The 17,741-nt window shown below is 63.7% G+C and carries 12 protein-coding genes; 4 read left to right on the top strand and 8 right to left on the bottom strand.

The features are described 5' to 3' along the window. Positions 1–43: 43 nt before the first annotated feature. Positions 44–2,407 carry a DNA topoisomerase IV subunit A gene (gene parC, locus QZ190_RS02195; RefSeq protein ID WP_291913015.1) on the top strand — a complete coding sequence of 788 codons (2,364 nt, stop codon included), beginning with the start codon at positions 44–46 and terminating at the stop codon, positions 2,405–2,407. Positions 2,408–2,594: 187 nt separating this feature from the next. After that, a complete protein-coding gene (locus tag QZ190_RS02200; protein ID WP_291913016.1) occupies positions 2,595–3,767 on the top strand; it encodes a hypothetical protein in 1,173 nt (390 codons plus the stop codon). 50 nt (positions 3,768–3,817) lie between these two features. On the opposite strand, the gene QZ190_RS02205 is transcribed toward QZ190_RS02200, so the two are convergent. The 8 genes from QZ190_RS02205 to QZ190_RS02240 form a co-directional block, all read right to left on the bottom strand. Further along, the gene (locus QZ190_RS02205; RefSeq protein WP_291913017.1) at positions 3,818–4,333 is read right to left on the bottom strand and encodes a DUF1993 family protein; all 516 of its coding nucleotides are present in this window, start codon (positions 4,331–4,333) and stop codon (positions 3,818–3,820) included. Between the two features lie 39 nt (positions 4,334–4,372). Further along, the gene (locus QZ190_RS02210; protein ID WP_291913018.1) at positions 4,373–4,951 is read right to left on the bottom strand and encodes a flavin reductase family protein; all 579 of its coding nucleotides are present in this window, start codon (positions 4,949–4,951) and stop codon (positions 4,373–4,375) included. Positions 4,952–4,958: 7 nt separating this feature from the next. Continuing rightward, positions 4,959–5,159 carry a hypothetical protein gene (locus tag QZ190_RS02215; protein ID WP_291913019.1) on the bottom strand — a complete coding sequence of 67 codons (201 nt, stop codon included), beginning with the start codon at positions 5,157–5,159 and terminating at the stop codon, positions 4,959–4,961. After that, a complete protein-coding gene (locus QZ190_RS02220; protein WP_108362741.1) occupies positions 5,156–5,422 on the bottom strand; it encodes a DUF2164 domain-containing protein in 267 nt (88 codons plus the stop codon). Before QZ190_RS02220 ends, QZ190_RS02215 begins: the two co-directional genes overlap by 4 nt. A gap of 9 nt (positions 5,423–5,431) precedes the next feature. After that, a complete protein-coding gene (locus tag QZ190_RS02225; RefSeq protein WP_291913023.1) occupies positions 5,432–5,890 on the bottom strand; it encodes a RidA family protein in 459 nt (152 codons plus the stop codon). Positions 5,891–6,028: 138 nt separating this feature from the next. Beyond that, positions 6,029–6,946, bottom strand: a complete 918-nt coding sequence (locus QZ190_RS02230; protein WP_291913025.1) for a transglutaminase family protein — start codon at positions 6,944–6,946, stop codon at positions 6,029–6,031. A gap of 22 nt (positions 6,947–6,968) precedes the next feature. Continuing rightward, positions 6,969–9,812, bottom strand: a complete 2,844-nt coding sequence (locus QZ190_RS02235) for a circularly permuted type 2 ATP-grasp protein (RefSeq protein WP_291913027.1) — start codon at positions 9,810–9,812, stop codon at positions 6,969–6,971. Next, positions 9,805–13,233, bottom strand: a complete 3,429-nt coding sequence (locus tag QZ190_RS02240) for a DUF2126 domain-containing protein (RefSeq protein ID WP_291913029.1) — start codon at positions 13,231–13,233, stop codon at positions 9,805–9,807. Before QZ190_RS02240 ends, QZ190_RS02235 begins: the two co-directional genes overlap by 8 nt. Before the next feature lie 303 nt (positions 13,234–13,536). On the opposite strand from QZ190_RS02240, the gene QZ190_RS02245 reads away from it, so the two are divergent. Further along, the gene (locus tag QZ190_RS02245; RefSeq protein ID WP_291913031.1) at positions 13,537–16,194 is read left to right on the top strand and encodes a ComEC/Rec2 family competence protein; all 2,658 of its coding nucleotides are present in this window, start codon (positions 13,537–13,539) and stop codon (positions 16,192–16,194) included. Positions 16,195–16,270: 76 nt separating this feature from the next. Then, positions 16,271–17,734, top strand: coding sequence for a circularly permuted type 2 ATP-grasp protein (locus QZ190_RS02250; RefSeq protein ID WP_291913033.1), 1,464 nt, complete (start codon positions 16,271–16,273; stop codon positions 17,732–17,734). The last annotated feature ends 7 nt before the right edge of the window (positions 17,735–17,741 follow it).

A 17,741-nucleotide genomic window follows, 5' to 3' on the forward strand; every position in this document is an offset into this window, starting at 1 on the left:
AAATCCAACGCCCGCAGGCAGGCTCCTACCCTGAAAGAACCTGATGACCATTGACCTGTTAACCCCCGAACCCACCGCCGCCCCCGAAGGCGACCATCTGGGTGCCTACGCCCAGCGGGCCTATCTGGAATACGCGCTGTCCGTTGTCAAAGGCCGCGCCTTGCCCGATGTGTGCGACGGCCAAAAGCCGGTGCAGCGCCGCATTTTGTATTCGATGGACCGCATGGGTTTGTCTTACAGCGGCCCCAACAACAACACCGCCGCCAAGCCGGTTAAAAGCGCCCGTGTGGTGGGCGATGTGCTGGGCCGTTACCACCCGCACGGTGACACCGCTGCGTACGACGCTCTGGTGCGCATGGCGCAAGACTTTTCGCAGCGCTACCCGCTGATCGACGGCCAAGGCAACTTTGGCTCGCGCGACGGCGACGGCGCGGCCGCTATGCGTTACACCGAGGCACGCTTGTCGCGCATCACCAGCTTGCTGCTGGATGAGATCGACATGGGCACGGTGGACTTCATCCCCAACTACGACGGCTCGACCGAAGAGCCGCGCCAGCTGCCTGCGCGCTTGCCCTTCAGCTTACTCAACGGTGCCAGCGGCATCGCTGTGGGTCTGGCCACCGAGATCCCCAGCCACAATCTGCGCGAAGTGGCCGACGCCTGCGTGGCCTTGATCCGCAACGACAAGCTGAGCGACAGCGAGCTGATGGCCATCATTCCCGGCCCCGACTACCCCGGTGGCGGCCAGATCATCAGCCCGGCCAGCGACATTGCCGACGCCTACCGCACCGGGCGCGGCAGCCTCAAAGTGCGTGCCCGCTGGAAGATCGAAGACCTGGCCCGTGGCCAATGGCAACTGGTGGTGACCGAGTTGCCGCAAGGCGTCAGCTCGCAGCGCGTGCTCGAAGAGATCGAAGAACTCACCAACCCCAAGGTCAAAGCCGGTAAAAAAGCGCTCAGCGCTGACCAGGTGCTGCTCAAAGCCAGCATGCTGGCTGTGCTCGATGTGGTGCGTGACGAATCGAGCAAAGACGCTGCCGTGCGCTTGGTGTTCGAGCCCAAAACCAGCCGCATTGAACAGCAAGAACTCATCACAGCCTTGCTGGCCCACACCAGCCTGGAAACATCTGCGCCCATCAACATGACTTCGGTGGGCATCGACGGCAAACCGATTCAAAAATCACTGCGCCAGATGCTGGTGGAGTGGATCAGCTTCCGCCAGACCACCATCACCCGCCGCAGCCAGCACCGCCTGAACAAGGTGTTGGACCGCATCCATATTCTGGAAGGCCGCCAGCTGGTGTTGCTGAACATCGATGAGGTGATCCGCATCATCCGCCAGAGCGACGAGCCCAAGCCTGCGCTGATCGAAGCCTTCAAGTTGAGTGACCGCCAGGCCGAAGACATCCTGGAGATCCGCCTGCGCCAACTGGCCAGGCTCGAAGCCATCAAGATCGAACAAGAGCTCAGCGAGCTGCGCGAAGAGCAGGGCAAGCTCGAAGAGATTTTGGGCAGCCCTGCAGCGCTGCGCCGCCTGATGATCAAGGAGATCGAACAGGATGCCAAGACCTTTGCCGATCCACGCCGCACGCTGATCCAGGAAGAGAAAAAAGCCGTGGCCGAGGTCAAGGTGGTGGATGAGCCCGTGACGGTGGTCGTCTCGGAAAAAGGCTGGGTGCGTGCCCGCACGGGCCACGGCCACGACGCCACGAGTTTTGCCTTCAAGGCGGGCGACGGTCTGTACGGCACCTTCGAATGCCGCACGGTGGACACGCTGCTGATTTTTGGCAGCAACGGCCGCATCTACAGTGTGCCTGTGGCCACACTGCCCGGCGCACGCGGCGACGGCCAGCCCGTGACCACGCTGATCGAGCTGGAACCCACCACGCAAATTGCCCACTACTTTGCAGGCCCCGCCCACGCCACGCTGCTGCTCAGCGGCTCGGGTGGCTACGGCTTCATGGCCTCGGTCGAGAACATGATTTCGCGCAACAAAGCGGGCAAGGCCTTCATCAGCCTGGGCGAGGGTGAAACCATCTGTGCCCCCAGCCATGCGAGCGGCAGCAGTGCCACCGTGCCTGCCGACAAACAGCCCATGCCCGCCGCCACCAGCGTCTGCTGCGCGAGCACCGGCGGTCGGGTGCTGACCTTTGAGATCAGCGAACTCAAGACCATGGAAAAAGGTGGCCGGGGCCTGATGCTGATTGACCTGGAAGCCAAAGACAGCCTGGCCGGAGCTGCGGCTTACACCCGCAGTGTCAAGATCGAAGGCATCGGCCGAGGCGGCAAAGAGCGCGAAGAAACGCTTGAAATCCGCAGCCTGAACAACGCCAAAACCGCTCGCGCCAAAAAAGGCAAAGTGGCCGATCTGGGCTTCAAGCCGAACCGGGTGACGCGGGTGGAGTGATCCGGGGGAAGTGATGCTTTTTTAAGCACGCCTCGCCAACCCTTGCGGGGTGGGGCTTTGGCGGCTTGTTCAAGCACTTGTCCACAGCTTTGGGCACGGGGTTTGGGGACAATTGAATCTTTCACAACAGTTGACGGCTTGGTTCATTGAATGAATACTTTGTAAATATCTTTTACAGGGGGTATTCATGCGCTTCAGATTTCAAGGGATTCTGTTCAGTTGCATCGTTGCCTTGATCACTGGCTGCAACAGCACAGCACCCAAGGTGGTGGAAAACGCAGCCCCCGGGGCCTTGGCTTGCAGTGTGGGCGATCAGGCGGCGGGGCGTGTCATTCAGGTGGAAGTGTGGCGGGGGCGTGAAGACAGCCTGTTGGCTTATGGGGTGGGCCATGTTTGCCAACGCCTTGAGGACGTCAGTCGACAGTTGTTGACTCAAGGGGTTAATTTGCGTTTCGAGGTGCTGGGCTCGGTGCAAATCCACACGGGCTTGGGTCGGGCCAACAACCACTTGATGCAATCCATTCAGGCCGCGGAAGGGCAACTCAAGTTGGTGATCGTGGATGCGATCGCGCAGTGTGGGGATGCGGCGGGTTACATCCTGGGGTGTACCCCTCAATTGGGTCGTCCTGTTTTATATGTCAAAAGACACGACTCCTTCAACGACCGTGCACCCGAATGGGTGATTTGGGCGCATGAGATGGGGCACGCCGCCGCTTTGTACCACCCCGATGCGCCTGGTTTGGCCACGGTGCCTGAGCGGATCATGACCTACATGCCCATGCCGCAATCGTCGGTACTGGCCACCTACGAGTCGGCCAATTTTGCGCAATTGGGCTCCATCGTCAACATGCCAAGAATGCACGCGGCAACGGGCATGCTGCCTTTCTCGGCGGCACGCATCAACGCAGAGCAGTTGTTGCCTTTGGTCCAAGATGCGGGGCCTCATGGTGTTTCCTTGGGCCAGTTGGCGCATCTGGACGATGCGGCCTTATTGAGTCTGGTCCCACTGCTGGAGCCAGAACCCACAGCTGTCAATGCCGCGGCAACAAGACCGAGCCTGCCGGTTCAGACCAATGCGTTGGTCTTGCTGGGGGAGCTTGGTCAGGGTGAGGCACAAGCGTATGTTCGGCAATACCTTCGCCGCCAGATCGGTCCTGACACATTGAACATTCGGCTTTATGGCTTGCAAGCCCTGGGCCGTGGCCAGCAAAGGCATTCCACTGAAGAAAGCTTGACGTTTTTGGCGCAGGCCATTGAGGAGAGTTTTTGGTGTGCCGGCGCTCAACAGTCGGCCCAAGATTGCACTGCCTTGGCCGAAGCTGCACGGGACGCCCTGCGCGATGCGCAGTCCAAGCCTTAGCCCAGATCAGGTGATCGGGCAGTGGCCTGTATGGCCGGGTAGTGATCGCCTCAGTGGGCGGAGCCCATCAGGTAGTCCAACTTGCCCACCTCCACGCCGTTGTGGCGAAGGATGTTGTAGGCCGTGGTGATGTGGAAGTACAGGTTGGGCAGAATCCAGTGGCACAGGTAATCCTCACCTTTGAGGGTGCGGGTTTTGCCCGGGCCTGCGGGGAAGGTGATTTCCTTGTCCTCGGTGCCGTCCAAGGCCGCTGCAGGCACGGTGGCGATGAAGGCCAGGGTTTTCTGGATGCGTTCTTGCAACTGGGCCAGCGTGGTTTCGGTGTCCTCGAACTTGGGCGCTTCGACGCCGGACAGCCGCGCCAAGCCGTTTTTAGCGGCGTCGCACGCAATCAGCACCTGACGGGTCAAGGGGAACATGTCAGGCGCCAGGCGGTAGGTGGTGAGCGCCGTGGGGTCGATCTTTTTGGCTTCGACGAACTGATCGGCTTTGCTCAGGATGTGGCTCAGGTTGGTGAGCATGCGGGTGCACACGGGCAGGCTGGCACGGGACATGGAAAGGGTCATCAAAGTCTCCTGGGGGGTGAAAGGTCAAGGGTTGGAAATTCAGGGGTTGGCCATAGGCAAAGCCTGGAAGGCCTCGCCAGTGGCATAAAAGTGACCGCCTGCCACATGGTGCAAGCTGCGCAGTTCGGGGGCTGCGTCTTCAAAGTGCCAGCGGCCTTGGCTGAACACGCGTTCATCGGCCCACGCGCCAACGACCTCGGCCAGGATCAAATCGTGCGGCCCGGCCACATGGGCTGTCGCGGGCAGCACACGGCACTCCAGCTGTGCGGTGCATCCATCGACCAGCGGTACACCGGTGAGTGGCGCGGGCTGAGTGCTGATCTGGCAACGGGCCAGCTTGTCGGTGTGTTCCTTGCCACTCAACCCCCCAGCGGCCATGACCTGGTCTTTCATGGCCACACAGGGCACGTTGAGGCTGAGCACGCCTGAGGCGTCGATCAGCTCCCGTGTGAGGGTGGATTTGTCGATGACCACCGCGATCTTGGGCGTGTCAAAGTCCAAGGGCATGGCCCAAGCTGCCGCCATGACATTGGCGCGGCCCGCATGATGGCTGCCCACCAGCACCGTGGGGCCGTGGTTGAGCAAACGGTAAGCGTGTTTCAGTTCAACAGTGTGCATGCAGTGTTCAACGGGGTTCGGGTGAGAGCACTGAGCGCTCTTTTTGGTATTGATCGTAGGACGGCAGCGGGGTTCCTGGGGCGGTGCCGCTGCCCACGGCCTTGGCCCTTTCCTGGGCACGGATTTCTTCGTACACGCCTTGCGTTGAAATCAGGCCGCAACCCGACAGGCTCCCCAGCAGGGTCAGCGCGATGAGGGCCTTGTTCATGGTTTTCGTTTATTGAACTTCTGCCAATACTGAAACTCGTCCGCACGAACTTCGTATTCCAGATCTTCCACGCGCATGAGCATGCGCTCTTTGGCATCGCTCACGGCGCGGTTGTAGATGCTGGGGCCGATTTCTTCCAGGACAAAACCAAGCAGGGCACCGGCAGAAATGTTGCCGATCTTTTGCTCGAAGTTGGCCTCAAAGTAGCGCTCGATGCTGGCAATCGCCTGAGCGCGGTCTTCTTTGCTCAGCTCAATGGGCATGGCCGTGGATCAGCCGATTTCGGCGATCAGTTCGATCTCGACGCAAGCGCCCATGGGAATCTGCGCCACGCCAAAGGCGCTGCGGGCATGCGCGCCGACCTGGGGACCAAACACCTGGCCCAGCAGTTCGCTGCAGCCGTTGGTGACCAGGTGCTGCTCGGTGAAGTCGCCTGTGGAGTTGACCAGGCTCATCACTTTGACAATGCGCTTGACCTTGTTCAGGTCGCCCACAGCGGCGTGCAGGGTGCCCATCAGGTCAATCGCCACGGCGCGGGCGGCTTGTTGGCCTTCGGCGGTGCTGATGTTTTTGCCATGTTGGCCGGCCCAGACTTTGCCGTCTTTTTTGGCAATGTGGCCGGACAGGAAAACCAGGTTGCCGGTCTGCACAAAGGGCACATAGGCCGCAGCAGGCACGGCCACGGGGGGCAGTTCGATGTTCAGGGCTTTCAGGGTGTCGTAAACGCTCATGGTGGTGTTCTCGGTCGCGGGTTGAAGAGGGACTCCCGCCTGTGCAGGAGTGGCAAAAGGGAGATTGTCGCTGAAGGGGCGGGTGGATGGCTGCCGATTTCACACGCCCAGATCACTGGTCCAGATCAAACGTCAAGATCAAATGTCCAGAGGCGCCACCGTCACGGCGACCTCGAGGGTGTGCGCGCCGCCGCCTTGCAGCACGCCGCGCAGGGGCGAGACATCGGCAAAATCGCGTCCCACGGCCAGGCGCACGTAGTCTTCGCCCGGGCTGGCCAGGCCGCAGCGGTCATTCGTCGGGTCCAGGTCCAGCCAGCCTTGGCTGGCGTGGCTGGCCAGCTCGGGCACATAAACCGAGGCCCAGGCGTGCGAGGCGTCGCTGCCCACCAGGCGGGGCTGACCCGGCGGCGGCTGGGTGAGCAGGTAGCCGCTCACGTAGCGGGCGGGCAAGCCCAGCGAGCGCAGGCAGGCCACCAGGATGTGGGCAAAGTCCTGGCAAACCCCACGTTTGTTTTGCAGCGCCTCAAGAGCGGGGGTGTTGATGTCGGTGCTGGCCGTTTCGTAATGGAAATCGCGGTGCATGCGGGCCGTGAGGGCCTGGGCCGCTTGCATGAGCGAGCGCCCGGGCGTGAAACTGCTTTGTGCATAGCCCGCAAAGGCGGTGTGCACCGGCGCATGGTGCGAGCCAAAGACCATGCCTGCATGCACATCACCCGCCTGGCCACCCCGGTAGCGGAAGTGCTCGCGCACGGCTTCCCAGCTTTGCTGGGCACTGGCAGGTGCGATGGGTGCGATGGGGGCGATGGCGCGGGTTTCGACCTCGGTGTAGGTCCGCACGCTCAGGCCTTCGTGCGGGTGCGTCAGCGCCCAATAAGCGCGGTGGTTCAAAAAAGCGTCGATGCTGTGCTGCACCGAAGCCTCGGGCGAGATCTGCATCGTGTGGCGCAGGACGTTTTGGCAAGGCGTGTCGGCCGCTTGCAGGTGGGCCACATGTTGCGCGGTTTGCACCGAGGGGCTGTAGTGGTAGCGGGTGTCGTGTGTGATGGCCAGGCGCATGGGGTGTCTTGTGCTCTGAACTTCAAGCGCCCACGCTGTAGCGGGCTTCGCCGCTGTGCGTGAAAAACAGGCTGCACAGCTGGTCCGAGACCTCGCGTGCGGCGCTTTGGCACTGGCCGAGTGTGGCCTGCAGGGGCCATGTTTGGCCCATGGCTGGGGTCGTGGCGCCGGGGCTGGTTTTTGAGCCCGCGCCCCGTGAAGTGTCGTCTTGTGAATTGTCCAAGGGCCACAGCGCCTCGGGCCGCAGCTCGATCAGCGCGGGCAGGCGCTCGGCCAAAGGCAAGCTTGCCCCATCGGCCAGATGGCCCATGCGCTTCAAGCGTGAGCGCAGCGTGTGCGCCACCCAGCCCAGCGAGCGGGGGTTGTCCGGGTCGGTCACCAGCAGGTCCACCAGGGCATGGGGCGTACGGCTTTGCTGGTACTGGGCGTGGAAGCTGATGGTGCTGTCAAACAGGTCGAGCACTGCGTCAAACCCGGCTTGTTCTTCGATCAGGCCCAGCTGCACGGCTTCGCTCAAGGCGTGCGACAAAAATTCCAGCCGCTCGATGTGGCGGCCCATGGAGAGCAAGCGCCAGCCGTCGTCGCGGCTCATGCGGTCGGTTTGTGCGCCGGTGAGCGCGGCCAGCATCTGGCTCGTGTCGGCCAAAAGCCGCTGCACCGCCACGGTGTCGGGCAAGGCGTCTGGGGTGGATTGGGCCAAGCCGGGCCTTTTGGCCTGCTGGAAAAAGCGCGATTCGGCTTGTTCCAGCAATCGCCAGTGTTCGGGCGAGAGGCGTTCGCGCACCGAGGCGGCGGCCAGGCGCACCGAGCGCAGGTTGAAGCCCACGCTGGTGGCCAGTTCCTGGTCCCACAAACCAGCGATCAAGGAGCGCTCGAACACGCGGTGCGCTTGTGCCGCGGCAGGCACGCCTGCGCGCACCAGGCCGTGGCGCGTGGCCAAGCGGGTGATGAAGTTCAGCAAACAGGGCAAGTTCTGGTTTTCGCTGCCTAGAATTTCCAGGCTCAGACGGACCAAGCGCAAGGTGTTTTCGGTGCGCTCGGTGTAGCGGCCCATCCAGAACAGGTTTTCTGCGGCGCGGCTGGTGACCAGCCGTTGGCGCTGCGCCACGGCGTCGCTGGCGGCCGGGGTGCTGGTGGTGGCGGTTGTGGTGGGCTGGGCAGGCGTTGTGGGCTGAAGTGGCGAGGGTGTTTGGGATTGAGACTGGGACTGTGACTGATTTTGTGTTTGCGTCGGGGCTGCCGTTGTCATGGGCGATGGCCCCTGACCTCGACTGCTGGCCTGGGGTGCCGCGGCTGGGCTCTGCACCCACACGTCGGCGCTGGAGCCACCGCGCTGCATCGAGGCGATGCCTTCGCGTGTACCCAGCCGGGCCAGGCCTCCGGGCAAAACCTGCCAGCCGCCTTGGGCGTCGACCACCGCAAACACGCGCAGCACCACCGGGCGCGACTGTATGCTGAAGGCACCATCAGGGCCGGTTTGCCAAGTGGGCTGGTGCGACAGCGGCAACCAAGACTGCAGGGTGTGGGCATCGGGGTCGCGCGCGATGCGCTGGGCCCATTCGGCTTGTTCTGGGGGCGACAGGCGGTGGCTGAGCACCGGCTCAAAACTGTGGCGGTCGGTGTGGTGGGGGTAGGTGGGCTTGATCACACAATCCGCGATGCGTGGCAGCACATCTTGCAGCGCCGCGGCCTCGCCGCACCACCAGCTGGGGATGGCGGGCAGTTGCAGTTCTTGCCCGAGCAGTTCCCGCGCCAGGCCGGGCATGAAGCCCAGCAGCGCGTTCGACTCCAAAAAGCCCGAGCCGGGCGTGTTGGCCACCAACACGTTGCCGCTGCGCACCGCTTGCAGCAAGCCGGGCACGCCCAGCGTGGAGTCGGCGCGCAGCTCCAGCGGGTCAATCCAGTCGTCGTCCACCCGCTTGAGCAAACCGTGCACCGGTTGCAGGCCTTGCAGGGTTTTGAGGTACAGCTTTTGGTCACGCACCGTCAGGTCGTTGCCCTGCACCAGGCTCAGGCCCAGATAGCGGGCGAGGTACGCGTGCTCAAAATAAGTTTCGTTGTAGGGCCCGGGCGTGAGCAGGGCGATGTGCGCCGAAGCGCCTGCAGGGCTGCGGGCCTTGATGCCATCGATCAGGGTGCGATAAGTGTTCGCCAGCCGCTGCACCGGAAACGCCTCAAAGGCCTGCGGAAACAAGCGCGAGACGATTTGCCGGTTTTCGATCAGGTAGCCCAGGCCCGAGGGCGCTTGCGTACGCTGCGACAGCAGCCACCAGCAGCCGTCTGGCCCACGCGCCAAGTCAAACGCGGCCAAGGACAAATAGCGTCCGCCCACCGGGGCCACGCCGTGCATGGCGGGCAAATAGGCCGGGTGGCCTTGCACCAAGGCGGCGGGTAACTGGCCACGCAGCACCAGCTGTTGCGGGCCATAAGCGTCGGCCATGATGCGTTCGAGCAGCTGCATGCGCTGCATCACACCCGCCTCGATCTGCTGCCAGTCGGTGTGGCTGAGCATGAGCGGGAACAGGTCAAGCGACCAGGGGCGCTGCGGCTGGTCCGCGCTGGCGTACACGTTGTAGGTGATGCCGTTGTCGCGCACCTGCCGCTGCAGGTTGGCCATGCGGGTGTTCAGGTCGGCGTTCATGGTGGCCTCGTGGGTTTGGGCCGTCTGGTCCAAAGGCGCGAGGAAGGGCGCGAGGAAGCGCTGCCATGGGGCACTGATGCTGCGGGCTGTGTCCGACTTGGGGGAGGAGACTTCACCCCGCAGCTCGTCCCAATGCCCGGTGGGCGCGGCTTCGTGTTCGAGCACCAGCCCCTTCAGGGCAGCAGATGCTGGGGCACCGTCTGGTCGGGGCGAGCGGTCATTCATCAATGGATTGTCGCCTCAAATCCAGCGTGTGCGGGAACTCGGGGCTGGCGTGCAGCTGGGCGTTGGGCCGCAGGGTGGGCAGTTGTTTCATCGCGCCGGGCGTGTGCCCCATTCGGAAAAAGCGCGCCAGGCGGCGGCTTTCAGCCTCGTAGGCGTTGACCGGGAAGCTGTCGTAGCTGCGACCACCGGGGTGCACCACATGGTATTGGCAGCCGCCCAGAGACCGCTTCATCCAGGTGTCCACCAAATCCACCGTGAGCGGTGCGTGCACGCCGATGCTCGGGTGCAGCGACGAAGGGGGGTTCCAGGCCTTGTAGCGCACGCTGGCCACGTATTCGCCCACCACGCCCGTGGGCTGCAGGGGCAGGGGGCGGCCGTTCACCGTCACCGTGTGTCGCGCCGGGTTGATGCCTGTCACATGCACCTCGATGCGCTCCAGCGACGAGTCCACATAGCGGGCCGTGCCGCCTGCACCGCTTTCTTCGCCCATGACGTGCCAAGGCTCCAGCGCATTGCGCAGGGTGACGACCGCGCCATCGACCTTGATTTGCCCGACCAGCGGGAAGCGGAACTCGAAATGCGGCGCGAACCAGCTCGGGTCAAAGTGGAAGCCCGCATCACCCAGCTCGGTCAGCACGTCGTCAAAGTCCTTGTGGATCCAGTGCGGCAGCATGAAGCGGTCGTGCAGCTCGGTGCCCCAACGCGTGACGGGCGCTGAATAGGGTTCGTCCCAGAAACGGGCCACCAGCGCACGCAGCAGCAACTGCTGCACGATGCTCATGCGGGCATGCGGCGGCATCTCAAACGCACGCAGCTCCAGCAAGCCCAGGCGCCCGGTGCTGCTGTCGGGGGAATACATTTTGTCGATGCAAAACTCGCTGCGGTGGGTGTTGCCGGTGACGTCCACCAGGATGTTGCGCAGGGTGCGGTCGACCACCCAGGGTGCCATGTCGGTGCCGAATTTTTTGCGGTTGCGCGTGATCTCTCGCAGAGCGATTTCCAGCTCATAGACCTGGTCGTTGCGCGCTTCGTCCACACGCGGGGCCTGGCTGGTGGGGCCGATGAACATGCCGCTGAACAAATAGCTCAGGCTCGGGTGGTTGTGCCAATACAGGATCAGGCTGGCCAGCAGCTCGGGGCGGCGCAAAAACGGGCTGTCGGCGGGTGTCGCACCGCCCATCACCATGTGGTTGCCGCCGCCGGTGCCGGTGTGGCGACCGTCGGTCATGAACTTCTCGGCCGACAGGCGCGTCTCGAAGGCGGCTTGGTACAAAAACTCGGTGTGCTGAACCAGCTCGGTCCAGTTGTGGGCCGGGTGGATGTTGACCTCGATCACGCCGGGGTCGGGTGTGACTTGCAAGAGTTTGAGGCGCGGATCGCGGGGTGGCGGGTAGCCTTCCAGGACGATTTTCAGGCCCAGGGTTTTGGCGGTGGCTTCGACGGCGCTCAGCAGCGCCAGGTAGTCTTCGAGGCGCGCCAGCGGCGGCATGAACACGTAAAGCACGCCGGACTTTTCACCCTTGGCCATGGCATCGGCTTCGGCTTCGGCTTTGGGGCCGTTGGCGCGGTTTGGGTCGCGTACTTCCACGCACAAGGCGGTGCGCACCACCGACGGGTCGGACTTGAATTTTTGGGGCGCGACCGATGCAGTTTGGGCAGGGACATGGCGCGGCTGTAATGTGACAGGGACTTGGGAGGGCAGGGCGCCGCGCTGTGCGAGGTGAGGCGAAAAGGGGTCTTGCTCAATCATCTGCCAACGTTCCGTGGGCGCTGCCCAAGGCAGCGAGTCCAACGGCAAACGCCAGCCCATGGGAGAGTCTCCGGGCATGAGGTACATGCGCTCGTCGCGCACAAACCAGCGGCCGGTTTGCCACTGCGTTCCGGTCAGCACGGGGCTCTTACCCTCGGGTGGATCGATGGGTTGGAGCGGCAGCACATAACCCACTGCCGCATCCAGCCCCTGGCTGAAGATGCGGCGCAAGCGGTTGCGCTCCATCTCGTCGTCCAACTTGGCGTCCAACGGGTCCACGTTCACGGGCAAGCGGCGTTCGCGCCAGAGGTAGTACCAGGTGTCTTCGTAGCCCGGCAGCACGGTGTCACCCGGTAGGCCCAAATGCTGCGTCAAGGCTTGCATGAAGAGCAGCGCGTCGAAGCGGGTGTAGGCACTGGGCTCTCGTTCGTCGGCAAACACGGCCGGGTCTTGCCAGCAGGGCTTGCCGTCGGCGCGCCAGTAGATGCTCAGTGCCCAGCGCGGCAGCTGCTCGCCGGGGTACCACTTGCCTTGGCCAAAGTGCAAAAAGCCGCCTTGCCCGTATTGCTGGCGCAGCTTGTGCACCAGCTCGGTGGCCAGGCCCCGCTTGGTCGGGCCCAGTGCGTCGGTGTTCCACTCTGCCCCATCGCGGTCTTGGGTCGACACAAAAGTCGGCTCGCCGCCCATGGTCAGGCGCACGTCTTGCTCCTGCAGTTGGGTATCGACCTGCTCTCCCAGTTGCAGCACATCGGCCCATTGTTCTTCGCTGTAAGGCTTGGTCACGCGGGGTGACTCGTGGATGCGCGTCACGCTCATCTCGTGGTGGAACTCGACCTCGGCCTCGTCCATCAGGCCCTCAATGGGTGCAGCGGCAGACGGCTGGGGCGTGCAGGCCAGCGGAATGTGGCCCTCGCCAGCCAAGAGGCCCGAGGTCGGGTCCAGCCCCACCCAGCCCGCGCCGGGCAAATACACCTCGCACCAGGCGTGCAGGTCGGTGAAGTCGACTTCGGTGCCGCTCGGGCCATCGAGCGATTTCACATCCGGGGCCAGCTGGATCAAGTAGCCCGAGACAAAACGGGCGGCGATGTTCATGTGGCGGAACAGCTGCACCAGCAGCCAAGCCGAATCGCGGCAAGACCCGCTTTGGAGCGCCAGCGTTTCTTCGGGCGTTTGCACGCCCGGCTCCATGCGGATGGTGTAACGGATGTCTTGGTGGAGGCGTTGGTTGATCTGCACCAAAAAATCGATGGTGCGCTGGCGCTTTCGGTCCATGCTGGCCAGGTATTTCTTGAACAGCGGCGTTTTGGAATCCTTGACCAGGTAGGACTGGAGCTCTTCGCGCACCGTGTCGGCATATTTGAAGGGCACTTCTTCGGCCGAGGGCTCCAAAAAGAAGTCAAAGGGATTGAACACGGCCATTTCGGTGACCACGTCCACCGTGACTTTGAAAGCGGTGGTTTTTTTCGGGAAAACGAGTCGCGCCTGGTAGTTCGCAAAGGCGTCTTGCTGCCAGTTGATGAAGTGCTCTGCAGGTTCGACCTGCAGGCTGTAGCTCAGGATGCGGCTGCGGCTGTGTGGGGCCGGGCGCAGGCGGATGACCTGGGGGCCAAGCTGCACGGGACGGTCGTAGGTGTAGTGGGTGACGTGGTGCAGGGCAACGTGTATCGACATATCTCGTTCAGCGCAACAGGGGCTGCACGCATGACAAATGCAGCTTGGGCGTTTAAAAACAAGCAAGACACGCGCCAGCGGGGCTAGCGGGACAAGGTGGACCCACCGTTTTCGGTTCAGACCAACGCAGCCCCACACACAGAGCGCCAGAGTGAACGAGATCAAAAACAGCCAAATCAGGGAGGCTGAGATGAAACGATGCGGTGCGCCTGCCCTGCAGGCGAGGGGGAGGGTGTCAAGCCACAGGCCAGTCGGACATGCTTTGAAGCGGCGAGCGTGTTTGCAGGCACTGCGAGGTGGCCCATGAGGTCCATGGGCTGGGCGCAAGGGCTGGGCGGGGGCCTGCTGGCCTGGTGCCTGGGCGTGGCGCTGCAGTTGCAACAAGCCGATTTGTGGCCCGTGGCGGCCTATGGGCTGGGCTTGGCGTGTGTTATGTCGACTGCCTTGCTGCTGAGGTGGTGGGCACGCCAGTACCCGAATGGTCATCGCCTGACCCTCTCAGCGCGGTGGGTCTTATGGGGTTTGCTGTGGGCGGCAACGGCCTTCCATGTGACCGGCTTGCACGCCTGGACCAGGGCCCACACCATAGACCCGGCGCTGGAAGGCCAAGACTTGGACGTGGTGGGCGTGGTGCAGGCCATGCCCCAGCGCCAAGACCTGGGCTGGCGCTTTCGATTTCGCATTGAGCAAGCCTGGCTGCTGGACACATCGGGGGCCCGACACGACCTGCAGCTCGATGTTGATGTGCCCGCGCAGGTGGTGCTGGGCTGGTATGGGCAAGAGGGCACGCACGACAGCGGCTGGAGCCTGTCTGCCTCGCCCGAGCCGGTCAAGCCCGGGGAGCGCTGGCGCTTGCGCGTGCGCCTGAAAGCGCCGCACGGGCACCTGAACCCGCGTGGTTTTGACTACGAGCTGTGGCTGTGGGAGCAGGGCATCCGGGCCAGCGGCTACGTGCGCAACCGCGCCAAAGACCCAGCACCGCAACGCCTGGGCAGCACCTGGGCGCACCCGATCGAGGCTTGGCGGCAGTCGGTGCGTGACCGCTTATTGACCCAGCTGTCCCCACCCGGCAGCGATGCCGAGACCGCCCGGCGGGCGGGGGTGGTGGCCGCCTTGGTCACAGGCGATCAGGCCGCTATTGAGCGCAGCGACTGGGATGTGTTCCGGGCCACGGGCGTGGCGCACCTGATGAGCATTTCGGGCCTGCATGTGACCATGTTCGCCTGGTTGGCTTCGGCACTTGTGGGCTGGCTTTGGCGGCGTTCGGCCCTGTGGGGTTTTAGCGGGGCCTTGCGCTGGCCTGCCGGCCATGTGGGGGCGTGGTCGGGTCTGGTGCTGGCCACCTTTTATGCGCTGTTCAGCGGGTGGGGCGTGCCTGCGCAGCGCACCTTGCTCATGCTGGGGGTGGTGTTGGTGCTGCGCCTGTCGGTGCGCCATTGGCATGGGACGCTGGTGTGGTTGACGGCCTGCGCCGTGGTGCTGGGCTGGGACCCGTGGGCCTTGCTGCAGCCTGGGTTTTGGCTGAGCTTTGTGGCTGTGGGGGTGTTGATGGCCTATGCGCCATCGGCTTTGGGAGCGAGTGATGCGAACTCGGGTGCACCACAAAGGGATGCGCAGAACGCACCAACATGGCGTGTGGCCACCGGGCCAGCGCCCGGCGAGCACCGTTGGGGTGCATGGGCGCAGGCGGTTTGGGTTGGGCATTTGGGGAAATGGATGCTGACGCTGGGGGCCAAGTTGCTGGCGTTGGCGCGCGAGCAGGCCACCGTCACTTTGTCTTTGGCCCCTTTGACCCTGCTGTTTTTTGGGCAGGTGTCGCTGGTGGGATTGCTCGCCAATTTGCTGGCCATCCCCTGGGTGACCTTGGTGGTCACGCCGCTGGCCATGCTGGGCGTGGGTATGCCCGCAGCGTGGGACTCGGCGGCCTGGGCCTTGCAGCCCCTGCAGGCGGTGCTGGGCTGGCTGGCGACCTGGCCGATGGCCACTTGGTCGAGCGCCGTGCCGCCCTGGGGCCTGGCTTTGCTGGCGCTGCTGGGGGCGGTGGGCCTGGTGCTGCGCCTGCCGCTGTCCTGGAAGCTCTTGTGTCTGCCACTGCTTTGGCCGGTGCTGTTTTGGTCGCCCCCGCGCCCCTTACCTGGCAGCTTTGAGTTGCTGGCGGCCGATGTGGGGCAGGGCAATGCGGTGCTGGTGCGCACCGCCACGCACAGCCTGCTGTACGACGCGGGGCCGCGTTACTCGGCCGAGAGTGACGCCGGGCACCGGGTGCTGGTGCCTTTGCTGGCGCAAATGGGCGAGCGCATCGATACCTTGATGCTCAGCCACCGCGACAGCGACCACACCGGGGGCGCGGCGGCCGTGTTGGCCATGCAGCCGCAGGCGGCGCTTTGGTCTTCGCTGGAAGACGAACACGGCTTGCACGCCTTGCGGCCGGGCTGGACGCGCTGCCAGGCCGGGCAGGCCTGGGTGTGGGATGGGGTGCGCTTTGAAGTGTTGCACCCGCCAGAAAAACTGGATCTGCTGGCCTCTGGCGGACAGCCAAGTTCCTCGAAAACACCCCGAAAACCTCAACCCAACGAGGTCAGCTGTGTCCTGCGCATCAGCGCGGCGCAGGCTTCTGTTTTGCTGGCGGGCGACATCGAATGGGCACAAGAGCAGGCCTTGCTGGCCTCAGGTCTGCGCCCTGTCGACGTCTTGCTCGTGCCCCACCATGGCAGCAAGACTTCGTCGAGCCAGCCATTTTTGCAGGCCCTGCAACCCCGGCTGGCGCTGGTGCAGGCCGGTTACCGCAACCGCTTTGGCCACCCGGCCCCCGAGGTCGTGGCACGCTACCAAGGATTGGGCATCCCCTTGGTGGAAAGCACCCGCTGTGGCGCGGCCACCTGGCGCAGCGAGGCCCCAAGTCAAGTGCAGTGCGAGCGGACACAGCGCCAACGCTACTGGCACCACCGCCTTGCGCCCTGAGCGAATCGGTACAAACGATTTGGTTCAAGCGGTTTGGGTATACATCTTGCTAAGCTTATGTCAGGAGTGAAGAGCCATGCGCCAATTCGATGAGATGTACAGCCGCTTGCCCGCTGGCGGGCAGGGCGGTGAAGTTCGGGACCATTACCAGGCCTATGCCCGCTGGCTGGCTGCGCAGGACCCGAAAACCATGGCCTCTCGCCGCGAAGAGGCCGAGATGATTTTTCGGCGCGTGGGCATCACCTTCGCCGTGTATGGCGACAAGGACGAAGACGCGAACACGGACGAGGGCGGCACAGAGCGCCTGATTCCGTTTGACCTGATCCCCCGCGTCATTGCCGCTCAAGAGTGGAAAAGCATGGAAGCCGGTTTGGTGCAGCGCGTCACCGCCCTGAACCGCTTCATCCACGACGTCTACCACGACCAGGACATCCTGAGGGCCGGGGTGGTGCCGCGCGAACAGATCGAGCGCAACGCCCAGTTCCGCCCCGAGATGGTGGGTGTGGATGTGCCCAATCAAATTTATTCACACATCAGCGGCATCGACATCGTGCGCGCCCCCGACAGCGCAGGCAAGGGCGAGTACTACGTGCTTGAAGACAACCTGCGTGTGCCCAGCGGCGTGAGCTACATGCTGGAAGACCGCAAGATGATGATGCGCCTGTTCCCTGAGCTGTTCAGTCAGCACCGCGTGGCCCCGGTGGCGCATTACCCCGATTTGCTGCTGGAGACCCTGCGTGCCAGCAGCCCCGCCACCACGGCCGAGCCCACGGTGGTGGTGCTCACGCCCGGCATGTACAACAGCGCGTACTTTGAGCACGCGTTTTTGGCCCAGCAAATGGGTGTGGAGCTGGTGGAAGGCCAAGACCTGTTTGTCAAAGACAAGTTCGTCTACATGCGCACCACGCGCGGCCCCAAGCGGGTGGACGTGATCTACCGCCGTGTGGACGACGACTTTTTGGACCCGAATGTGTTCCGCCCCAGCTCGACCCTGGGCTGCGCGGGCCTGATGGACGCCTACAAGGCCGGGCATGTGGCGATCTGCAACGCGGTGGGCACGGGCGTGGCCGACGACAAGTCGATCTACCCCTATGTGCCCGACATGATCAAGTTCTACCTGGGTGAGGAGCCGATCCTGAAGAACGTGCCCACTTACCAGTGCCGCAAGCCTGACGACCTGCAGTACACCCTGGCCCACCTGAAAGACCTGGTGGTCAAGGAAGTGCACGGCGCTGGCGGCTACGGCATGTTGGTCGGCCCGGCATCGACCAAGGAAGAGATTGAGCGCTTTCGCGGTGCCTTGCTGGCCAACCCCGAGGGCTACATCGCCCAGCCCACGCTCAGCTTGTCCACTTGCCCCACCTATGTGGACAGCGGCATCGCCCCGCGCCACATTGATTTGCGGCCCTTTGTGCTGAGTGGCCGCACGGTGCAGATGGTGCCCGGTGGTCTCACTCGCGTGGCGCTGAAAGAAGGCTCTTTGGTGGTGAACTCGTCCCAAGGCGGCGGCACCAAGGACACCTGGATCTTGCAGGATTAAAAGGGGA

It is taken from the genome of Limnohabitans sp. (assembly GCF_017848645.1).
Classification (GTDB): Bacteria; Pseudomonadota; Gammaproteobacteria; order Burkholderiales; family Burkholderiaceae_C; genus Limnohabitans_A.